An 893-nucleotide genomic window follows, 5' to 3' on the forward strand; every position below is an offset into this window, starting at 1 on the left:
GATGAAATGTACACCTACATTGAAAATAACAGCATGATGATCCCGAATTATGGTGAAATGTACCGCTATGGTGAACCCATTTCCTCTTCATTTGTTGAATCGACGATCAATGAAGTGATTGCCAAACTGATGGTGAAAAAGCAGCAGATGCAATGGAGCCAGCAAGGTGCGCATGACTTACTCCAGACCCGCACAGCCGTACTTAATGATGATTTGAAAACCCAATTTGAGCATGGGTATCCGGGCATAAAATTAGGTGACGAAACGGAGCATTCTTGGACAGAAAAGATTGCTGCATAAGTGCCCCACAGATTTTTATGGTCTCCTATAAGTATTCATGGGCCGATAATGGGTAATAGTCCGGTTGAGTTGCCCATTTTACCGCTAAATAATTCAAGTGCCCCAGACTTTTTTATGCTCTCCTATTATTAATGTAAATAGTTACCCATCTTGGTTTTGCAAAGACTAATTTTGATTTATGATGGGCTTGCTTAAATCTATCCGGCGTCATATAAGCAAAAATGCCAGCGCCCCAATGAGTTCCGCGCCTGTTGACATTAGCAAATACTTTTACCCACCTTAAAAAGGTGAGTAAAAGTACAAAAAATAGAAAGGAAAAGGTTATTGTAAGGAGAGGAGTTCTTCACGGCTAAGACCGGTGCTTTTCATAACCAGTTCAATACTGGCACCATTCTTTAAAAAGGCACGGGCAATATTAATTGAAGCTTGTTTTTCACCTTCCTGAATGCCTTCCTGAATGCCCTGTTGAATACCTTGCTGAATACCTTGCTGAATACCTTGTTCCCGTAATCTCTGTGCAATATTCATTATTGCCTCCTGATGGCTGCCTACCTGTTCAATCAGTTTCTGAAGTACCTGTTCAAAATGTGGAG

Annotated in this window: 2 pseudogenes; one reads left to right on the forward strand and one right to left on the reverse strand. The window is 41.0% G+C overall.

Annotated elements, in window-relative coordinates:
- Nucleotides 1-300 (forward strand): annotated as a pseudogene (locus C5470_RS22025) (ISKra4 family transposase); the annotation flags it as partial.
- A 321-nt stretch (nucleotides 301-621) separates the two neighbouring features.
- Here the strand turns inward: C5470_RS22025 and C5470_RS22030 are convergent.
- Nucleotides 622-893, reverse strand: a pseudogene (locus tag C5470_RS22030) (Rpn family recombination-promoting nuclease/putative transposase); the annotation flags it as partial.

Source organism: Photorhabdus stackebrandtii (assembly GCF_011189495.1).
Taxonomy (GTDB): Bacteria; Pseudomonadota; Gammaproteobacteria; order Enterobacterales; family Enterobacteriaceae; genus Photorhabdus; species Photorhabdus khanii.